This is a genomic window from Tepidicaulis marinus (genome assembly GCF_000739695.1).
In the GTDB taxonomy this organism is placed as follows: domain Bacteria; phylum Pseudomonadota; class Alphaproteobacteria; order Parvibaculales; family Parvibaculaceae; genus Tepidicaulis; species Tepidicaulis marinus.
The window spans coordinates 139,485-148,206 of sequence record NZ_BBIO01000008.1 but is presented as its reverse complement, the minus strand read 5'-3'; the positions used below and the strand labels follow the sequence as shown (position 1 = coordinate 148,206).

The window sequence follows — 8,722 nt, the reverse complement described above, 5'->3', positions numbered from 1 at the left end:
GCTGGCGCGCGCGCTGGGGCGATGCTGACGGGGCTCTTTGCAGGCCTTGCCTCATCGACCGCGCTGACGCTGCATTTCTCCCGCGCCGCGCGGGCGGGGGAAGCACCGCCAAAGATCCTCGCAGGAGGCATCTTGCTTGCCTGCGGAACCATGTTTCCGCGCATGCTTGCCGTTGCCACGCTGCTCAACCCGGCGCTGCTTTCAAAACTGTTCCTGCCCGCGCTCATTCTGGGCGGTGTGGTTTTCGGCTTTGCCGCCTATCACTGGGCGATGCTGCAAAACCGCGAAGGGCGCCAAAGCGCGGTGGTGGGCAATCCGCTCGAGCTTAAATCGGCACTAGGATTCGGGGTCCTGCTCGCCCTTGTCATGCTGGGCGGCGAAGCGCTGCGGGACTGGGCGGGAGACGCCGGGGTGCTCATTCTGGCAGCGGCCTCCGGCATCATGGATGTCGATGCGATCACGCTTTCCCTTGCCCGCCAGGACGGCGCGCAGCTGACGCTGGAACTTGCGGCCGCGGGGATCGTGCTCGCCGCCAGCGTCAATACGGCAGTGAAGGGGGCAGGGGCCGCGCTGATCGGCGGGCGCGTTCTTGTGGCCCTCGTTGCCGTGCCGCTCTGGATCGCGGCCTTGCTCGGCTTTGTCTATGTCTGGTGGCAAACAGGGGCGGTGTTTTAAGGCAATGTTTGAAAAGGCAGCGCCGCGATCGAGCCGGTGTGGCCCGCGACATCGCGCTTGGCGAAATAATGGGCGGGAATGGGATCGGATTTTGTGAAATCGCCAAAGCCCGCATTCAGATAAACCACATGCTCACCGCTGGCGGGCAGATAGGCGCGCAGATCATCGGCTTCGTCCCCGTCCATATCGGTCAGGGACACATGGGCAAGCTGTTTGGCGCCCGTTTCCAGAAGCGCGGGGTCGCGCAGCTGCGCGGGCAGCGCATCGGTCGCGTCGTAAAAGACGCCCGATCCGTCGTTTACGAATAAGCGCACGATGCTTTCTTCTTCCAGATAATCGACCATCTGCGCCTGAGTGCCCACAAGCACATCCATATCGCCGTCCGCATCGATGTCGCCGGTCGTCATGCCCCAGACCTGCCAGCGCGGGTCTTGCCAGGCGGCGTGATCGGGGACCGCTTCTTCTGTTGCCTCATGAAAGCGCCCGTCCTTGCCGGACAGCCAAAGCATCAGCGCTTCGCCCTCGGCAGCGCCCGAGCCCATCAGAATGTCGTCGCGGCCATCCTTGTTGAAATCGGCAATGCGCACGAAAGCGGGCACTTTCAGCATTTGGCCCGCCGCGATAAGCGCGCGCGGCTGCAGCGAGCCGTGCCCGTCGCCTGCATAGATGGTGGGCAGGCGGTCGGCATAGGGGCTCTTGCTGTTATTATCGCGCCAGAAGACCAGCCGGTCCTTGTTGCCGTCGCCGGTAAAATCGCCTTCATAAGCCGCTGCCGGCGCAAGCGCGCTGTGAGGCGCAGGCGGTAGATCGTTGAGAAGCCGCGTGGCCGTCTCAGGCGCGCTCAGCGCGGCGAGCAGGGCGGGCGGACGCGGGGTCTGCGGTTTGGGCTGAGGCGCAGCATCGAGCAGCCGGGTGGGGGCGCCTTCAATGGCGGCGGCTTTGACCGGCGCGGTGTCGGTCTCGGCTTCGGCAACAGCTTGAGGCTCCTGTTCTGTTGCAACCTCAGCCTCGGCCGTTTGGACGGCCGGGGGGGCGCGCATGTCGTCCTTCGCCGCCGTTTCTACGGCAATGGATTCTTCCGCAGCGCTTTCAGCTTTTACCGGGGTTTCGGCAGGCGCGGGTGTTTCAGCTTGCGCGAGAACAGGCGCGGCAGGTTCTGCTGCGTCCGGCTCAGCTTTCTCTTCCGGCTTTTTCAGGAAACCGGCAATGGCCAACGCGTCTTCCGGGTTCCAGCCGGGTGCCGCCTTTTCAGCTTTCGGCGCGGGGCGGATTTCCGGTTCCCGCTTTTCTATTTCCGCGTTGGCGACAGCAATGCCGGCAGGTGTCTCAGCTTGTGCCGGCACAGGCTCCTGCATGGGCGCGGCCTCTTCGGCCTCAGCCTGAAGGGCAGGCGCCGCGCCCGCTTCCTCGGATGTTTTCACCGGCTCGGCTGCCGCCTCGGTAACGCGCGCAGGGGCCTGCACCGCCGTGTCGTCCGCAACGGGCTCTTTTGCCTTGGAGACGGTTTCTTCGGCAGGCGCGTGCGCGGGTGCAATCTCGGCGGTTTTCACGGGCAGGGCGGGAACGGGGTCCAGCGGAGCCGGGGGGTGTGCTTCGGCCGTTTCTTGAATTTCGGCTGCGTCAGCTGTTGCTTCTTTTACTTCTGCCTTTTTCAGCGGGGCTTCTTCGGTGCGCGCAATTTGAGGCGCAGGCTGAGGTACGGGCGCGCGCCGCCAAGCTTCGGGAAGGCGTACTTCATCGAGCCCGCCGGAGGCTTGGCGGGGCGCGCTTGCCTGCAAGGCAAGCTCGTCCATCAGGCTGAGCGTTTTGCCGGCCAAAACCGGCTGGGGCGGGCTCACCGCCCAGCGGTCCGCTTCCTGCGCGTCCGCAACGGTTTCCGCTTTAGGGGCAATGGCAGGCACGGCAGCGGTTTTGCTGTCGGCGGCGGCCTCTTTCGTGTCCGAAGAAGTGCGGGCCGCAAACGCGGAAGAGAACACCCGCGCCAGCGCATCGCTTGTCTCGCGCGGCTCATCTTCTGCAAGGCCGATGCGGGGTTTCACAGAAACGCGGGCCCGCTTCTCTTCTGCGCTTTCGTTGGCAATAGCTTCCGCAGCTTCGGCGGTGTCCTGACGGCCGGAATTTTCAGGCTCGGCGGCGGGAAGCGTGGCGGCCACCACAGGCGCGGCTGGTGCGGCGGCGACATAACCCGACGGCGCGCGCACGCTATCGCCGCCTGGAAGCTGCATAAGCTCCCCGGCATGGGCCGGCGCCAGAAGTGTTAAGGCGAGCCAAGAGGCTGAAACCGCCAATCGAGAGTACCTGCGCATCGCGGGCCTCGCTGAACCGAAATCTAGGTTTAATCTTGCGCCTCATTTGCTAATGGCCGGTAAATAAAGGATTTTTGCAAATTGGGAGTGGCCGGGCTCCCCTCACAACCGGCAAAAAGGTTAACGCGCCAGGCTTGCAAAGCGCGTTTGTGTGCCCAAATAAAGGGCGTTGCAGGAACGCTGCCTTGCAGGTTTCTGATACTCGCCCTGAGGCGCCGCTTTGGCGGGCCTGGGCATGAGCCGCTTGGAAGGGCCAAAAGCTAATTGGCTCAAGGGCTTGTGGAGAAAGGACAGAGTTGATGACGCGTATCGCGCAGTTTGGAAGCCCCTTCATGCTGGGCTTTGATGAGGTCGAGCGGATGCTCGACCGGGTAACCAAAACCTCCGGGGACGGTTATCCCCCTTACAATGTCGAACAGCTCGATGATGAAGAAGGTTTGCATCTGCGCATCACCCTGGCGGTGGCCGGGTTTTCGCCGGACGAGCTGTCCATCACGCTGGAAGACAAGCAATTGGTCATTCGGGGCCGGCAGGAAGAAGACGGCAACCGGGCCTTTCTGCACCGCGGCATTGCCGCGCGTCAGTTCCAGCGCGCCTTCGTGCTGGCGGACGGCGTGGAAGTGACCGGCGCCGAGCTTGCCAATGGGCTGCTCTCGATCCGCTTGCACCGGCCCGAACCCAGCAAAGTCGTGAAACAAATAGAAATTGCCGTTCGTTGATGCTGTTAAGGCTCGACGTTCCGGAGACCGCGCAAATGGCCGCCCACCTGCGCAAAAGCCGAGCGGCGGCTGGCGGGTCTCATTCGATGACGCCCTTATGGGGTCATCCGTGAAAGGAGTAAGTCATGTTCGATTTGGATAAAAACGGAACAGCGCCGGACAAGCAGGTCTGGCAGACATTGCCGCAAGAGGAGTTTGCCAATATCGGCATGCCTTCGCTGGTTTATGTGAAACCGGTCAAGGCGGCGGAACTGGCGGGCGATCTAGGCAACGATGTGCAGCTGGATGTCGAGCCGGACAGCACGCTTTATGCCGTGCATGCCGCCAACGGGTCGCGCATGGCGGTGCTGGGCAGCCGCGAGGCAGCCTTTGCAGGCGCCGTGCAATATGACTTCGTGCCGCTCAGCGTGCACTGATTTGAAGCATGCCCCGCTTCCTTGAAAGGAGCACATGTCTCAATTTAAAAAGAAAACGGGCGCCGCTGCAGCTGGCGCCCGTTCTTTATGTCTGGCCTTTTGAAGAACCGGTTCAGGCGACGGATGTTGCCGATGCGCTGGGTTCGGTCAAGAGCGCATAAAGCGCTTCGTTGTTTTCCGTCGCGCGCAGTTTTTCGACCATCTTCTGGTTGCGCAAAAGGCGAGAGATGCGCGCCAGCGCCTTGAGATGATCCGCGCCCGCGCTTTCCGGCGCAAGCAGCAGAAAGATCAGATCCACCGGCTTTTCATCCACGGAATCGAAATCGATGGGATGATCGAGCCGCGCAAAAAGGCCGTGCAGCTTGTCCAGCGAGGCGAGCTTGCCATGCGGGATGGCAATGCCCTGGCCCACACCCGTGGACCCCAGCCGTTCACGCTCGAGCAGCGTTTCGAAAATTTTCCGCTCATCCAGTTCGGTAACCTGCGCAGCCTTGGCGGCAAGTTCCTGGAGAGCCTGCTTTTTGCTGGTGACTTTCAGATGGGCGATAACGCCTTCCGGTATCACCAGGTCTTGCAGATCCATGATCCGATTCCCGTTCTGTCCTTGTGTCCGGCGTTTGTGATGCCGGGCGGTTACAAGCTGTTCGGCGGCGCCGCGGGAAACCGCATGCCTTGCCGGAAGAAGAGTCATCTTCAGCTTAGTCCTCGTTCTGTTTCCGGCCGGCATCTATCCAGCCAACGTGACCATCGTCCCGCCGGTAGACAAGGTTTATGCCGCCATCCCCGTTCCGGAAAATCACGAAAGGCGATTCGGAAATGTCCATTTGCATGACCGCGTCGCTCACCGAAAGTACCGGCACTTTCGTCGTGCCTTCGGCAATGACGATCGGGTCCGCCTGACCTGACGTGTCTTCCCGTTCTTCTTCTTCCTGCTCGGCAGCCAGAACGAAAGTCGGCGCGTCATAAGCAGGCAGAGGCGATTTTTGCGTGTTGTGATGATCTTTCAACCGGCGCTTGTAGCGGCGCAGCCTTTTGTCGAGACGCTCCACGGCGCCGTCGAACGCGGCATAGACTTCGGTTGCGTCGTTTTTCGTATTCAGCGTCATGCCGGAACTCAAATGCACCGTGCATTCTGCGCGGAACCCGGGTCCCTCGCGCTGGAAAATGACATGCGCATCGACGGGCCGGTCGAAATATTTGCCGACGGAGGCTTCCAGGCGTTCGGAAACATGAACGCGCAGCGCATCGCCCACATCGATATGGATGCCGGTTACTTGAAGCTGCATGGTGACCTTTCCGGGCAAATTTCGCTACGCCGGCCCAACACTCGTTTCCGTTTCCGGGGGCACGCACCCCCTGCGTCAGTTCCGGATTTTGACCCCGCCCCGTCAGGAGCGGATGGGACACTAGTGAGAGGTCTGCCGGGTGTCAACAAAAGGTCCTCCAAGGGTTAATTTCCTTTTGAACACAACAGGTTAGAGCGTTATTCGGTTTATGCGAAGGCTTTCTTTTCCCGCCTGCGCTGAACCGAGGAGGGAATGCGCAGCGCCTCGCGGTACTTGGCCACCGTGCGCCGGGCAATATCCATTCCCTCGCTTTTGAGAATATCCACGATGCTGTCGTCGGAAAGCACCGCATCGGGGGCTTCCGCATCGATGAGTTCCTTGATCCGGTGGCGCACCGCTTCTGCCGAATGCGCCTCGCCGCCGGAGCTCGAAGCGATGGACGAGGTGAAGAAATATTTCAGCTCGAAAATGCCGCGCGGGGTCGCCGCATATTTGTTGGACGTGACGCGGCTGACCGTCGATTCGTGCATGGAAATCGCGTCCGCCACGGTTTTCAGATTGAGCGGCTTGAGATGGCTGACGCCATACATCAAAAACCCGTCTTGCTGGCGCACGATTTCGCTCGCCACTTTCAAAATCGTGCGGGCGCGCTGGTCGAGACTTTTGACGAGCCAATTGGCATCGTTGAAACACTCGCTGAGATAATTCTTCGATTTCTCGTCCGCGGACGCTGCCTTGGAAACTTCATTATAGTATTGCGTATTCACAAGCACACGCGGCAGCGTCTCCGCATTGAGTTCGATCGCCCAGCCGCCATCGCTCTTCTGGCGGATAAAGACATCCGGAATGACGGGCGCAGACGGCGTATCGCCGAATGCGTGCCCCGGCTTCGGGTCACATTGTTTAATATCGTCAATCAGGCATTGAATGTCGTCTTTATCGATGCCGCAGACTTTCATCAGCTGGGTAAAATCGCGTTTGGCGAAGAGCTCGAGGTTTTCCAGGAAACTCTGCATGATCGGATCGAGCCGGTCTTTTTCCGCAAGCTGCAGCGACAGGCATTCGGCGAGGTTGCGGGCGAAAACGCCGGTCGGCTCGAAGGTTTGCAAAACCTTCAGCACGCTTTCGGCTTCTTCCATTTCGATGCCGAGCCGTTCCGCCGTGTCTTCCAGGCTTTCCTGTAAATAGCCCGCCTCGTTCACCTGATCGATCAGATAGGCGCCGATGAAACGTTCGCGCGCGTTGAGCGTGCTCATATTGAGCTGTTCGCTCAAAAATTCCTGCAGGCTTTGCTCGCGCGTTAGACGGCTTTCAAAATCTTCCTCGCCGTCGAAGCCGCCGCCCGCGCTTTTGACCTGATGCCAGTCGGAGCTTTGCTGGCCTTCCGCGGTGGCGGTTTTGTCGGCCACGGCCTCATCCGCATAGACATTGTCATAGTCGGTGTCGAGGTCGGAATTGCTCGTCGGCAGCGCATTGTCTTCGCTGAGCGTCAGGGAAGCGGGATCAGGCGTGTCCCAATCATTGTCGGGCGTAATCTCGTCGGGTTCGTAATCGTCCGAGGCCCGTTCCGGCTCACCTTCCTCGCGCGCTTCTTCCAGCAGCGGATTGCGCTCCAGCTCCTGTTCCACATATTCGGTGAGTTCGAGATTGGACAATTGCAGCAGCTTGATGGCCTGCTGCAGTTGCGGCGTCATTACAAGCCCTTGGGCTTGCCGCATTTCGAGCCGTGGTTTCAGTGCCATGGTGCCCCGCCCCTACGCTCGCTCACCGCTACAAACTGAACCTGTCCCCGAGATAGAGCCGGCGCACATCTTCGTTCCCGACGATCTCGGAGGGTTTACCTTCCATGAGCACCATACCGTCGTGAATGATGATGGCGCGGTCGATGAGTTCCAATGTCTCGCGCACATTGTGGTCCGTGATCAGAACGCCGATCCCTCTGTCTTTCAGATGCGCGACAAGCTCGCGGATATCGCCGATGGCGATGGGATCGATCCCCGCGAAAGGTTCGTCGAGCAGCATGAAGGAGGGATGGGTTGCCAGCGCCCGGGCGATTTCCACACGCCGCCGCTCGCCGCCCGAAAGGGCGATGGAGGGCGTGCGCCGCAGATGCGTGATGGAAAATTCGGCGAGCAGGTCATCGAGCATCTGCTCGCGCCTGTCGCGGTCCTTTTCCACCACCTCGAGCACGGCGCGGATATTCTCCTCCACCGTCAGGCCCCGGAAAATGGAAGCCTCCTGCGGCAGGTAGCCGATCCCCAGCCGGGCGCGGCGATACATCGGCAGGGCGGTGACGTTCTGCCCATCGAGTTCGATCGTGCCGTAATCGGGGGAGATCAGCCCCGTGATCATATAGAAGACGGTGGTTTTGCCAGCGCCGTTGGGACCAAGAAGACCGACCGCTTCACCCCGGTTCACGCCAAAGCTGACCCCCCGCACGACCGGGCGGCGTTTGAAGCTTTTGCCGATTTTACCGACCACGAGGCCGGAGGTGCTGGCGACGAGACGCGGTCCGGTCTCTTTTTCGAGGCCTGGCCGGGCGCCGCCAGAGGCGGGTGATATGTCGGTTCTTGAACTCATCCGCCCCCATCAAACTGCGGTTGGCATTAAAATTGTATGAAATGTAAAATTAACCAAGAGAAAATCACGGATTGGAGGGCTGAAACAACCCCTTAACCCGTCCGGAGCCGCCTTCTTCGCCCGTTCCTGCCCCCGCATCGACCCGCGCTTGACCGGTATTCAGGTCGATAAAGAGCTTTTTGCCGCGAATGACATTGGGGCCCTGCCGCAGCACCACGTCATCGCCCATATTGATGACGCGCTTGGCGGTGTCGTAAATCGCCCAGTTTCCATCCGCCGACTGGTCGTTTTCGGAGAGAATATGGACATTGCCGCGGGCATTGATCTGCGTGATCTCGTTGCCGCCGCCGGCCTTGTCCGCATATGTCACGATCAGCCGGTCGGAGGTGAGCTGCATCGTGTCCTGCACCGCGTGGACGGAGCCGATAAAGGTTGCGGTTTTCTGGTTCTGCTCCACTTCCAGCGAATCGGCTTCGATTTCGATGGGGGCGTCCGGATTGTTGGAGAACCCGCCCAGAAGGCCGCCGCTTTCCTGCGCCTCGCTCTCTTGGGCCGCGCCTTCTTGCGCCAGGGCCTGAGGGACGGGCAGGGCGAGCGCCAAGGAAAACGCCAGGCCGAGGGCTGCCGTGCCCATCGTAAAGGCGGGGATAAGCCGGTTTTCTGCAGCTTTGCCGCTTTTGCCTGCGCGCGCCGCCCGGGCGCTGCCTTGCGCTTTTTTCATGCTGTCCTGCCCCATAAGT

Annotated in this window: 9 protein-coding genes; 3 read left to right on the top strand and 6 right to left on the bottom strand. The window is 60.9% G+C overall.

The window, feature by feature from the left end; genetic code table 11:
- Positions 1 to 675, top strand: a 675-nt coding sequence (locus tag M2A_RS09385; RefSeq protein ID WP_045446330.1) for an MgtC/SapB family protein, incomplete at its 5' end; no start/stop codon positions are given.
- Here the strand turns inward: M2A_RS09385 and M2A_RS09380 are convergent.
- Positions 672 to 2,900, bottom strand: a complete 2,229-nt coding sequence (locus M2A_RS09380) for an FG-GAP-like repeat-containing protein (protein WP_197052890.1) — start codon at positions 2,898 to 2,900, stop codon at positions 672 to 674. The two genes, M2A_RS09385 and M2A_RS09380, sit on opposite strands and share 4 nt — an antisense overlap.
- A gap of 380 nt (positions 2,901 to 3,280) precedes the next feature.
- On the opposite strand from M2A_RS09380, the gene M2A_RS09375 reads away from it, so the two are divergent.
- Together M2A_RS09375 and M2A_RS09370 are read left to right on the top strand one after the other, a co-directional pair.
- Positions 3,281 to 3,700 (top strand): Hsp20 family protein, encoded by a 420-nt coding sequence (locus M2A_RS09375; protein WP_045446221.1) that lies wholly within the window; start codon positions 3,281 to 3,283, stop codon positions 3,698 to 3,700.
- Between the two features lie 125 nt (positions 3,701 to 3,825).
- Positions 3,826 to 4,116 carry a DUF1150 family protein gene (locus M2A_RS09370; RefSeq protein WP_081875525.1) on the top strand — a complete coding sequence of 97 codons (291 nt, stop codon included), beginning with the start codon at positions 3,826 to 3,828 and terminating at the stop codon, positions 4,114 to 4,116.
- 112 nt (positions 4,117 to 4,228) lie between these two features.
- Here M2A_RS09370 and ptsN read toward each other — a convergent pair whose 3' ends face one another.
- From ptsN to lptA, 5 genes are all read right to left on the bottom strand, one after another.
- Positions 4,229 to 4,699, bottom strand: a complete 471-nt coding sequence (gene ptsN, locus M2A_RS09365) for a PTS IIA-like nitrogen regulatory protein PtsN (RefSeq protein WP_045446324.1) — start codon at positions 4,697 to 4,699, stop codon at positions 4,229 to 4,231.
- A 115-nt stretch (positions 4,700 to 4,814) separates the two neighbouring features.
- Positions 4,815 to 5,402: a ribosome hibernation-promoting factor, HPF/YfiA family gene (gene hpf / locus M2A_RS09360; protein ID WP_045446218.1), complete on the bottom strand. Its 588-nt coding sequence runs from the start codon at positions 5,400 to 5,402 to the stop codon at positions 4,815 to 4,817.
- Between the two features lie 206 nt (positions 5,403 to 5,608).
- Positions 5,609 to 7,144: an RNA polymerase factor sigma-54 gene (gene rpoN, locus M2A_RS09355; protein WP_045446214.1), complete on the bottom strand. Its 1,536-nt coding sequence runs from the start codon at positions 7,142 to 7,144 to the stop codon at positions 5,609 to 5,611.
- A gap of 28 nt (positions 7,145 to 7,172) precedes the next feature.
- Entirely contained in the window at positions 7,173 to 7,982 is an 810-nt protein-coding gene (gene lptB, locus M2A_RS09350) for an LPS export ABC transporter ATP-binding protein (RefSeq protein WP_045446212.1), read from the bottom strand.
- Positions 7,983 to 8,046: 64 nt separating this feature from the next.
- Positions 8,047 to 8,703 (bottom strand): lipopolysaccharide transport periplasmic protein LptA, encoded by a 657-nt coding sequence (gene lptA, locus M2A_RS09345; protein ID WP_158597213.1) that lies wholly within the window; start codon positions 8,701 to 8,703, stop codon positions 8,047 to 8,049.
- Between the last annotated feature and the right edge of the window lie 19 nt (positions 8,704 to 8,722).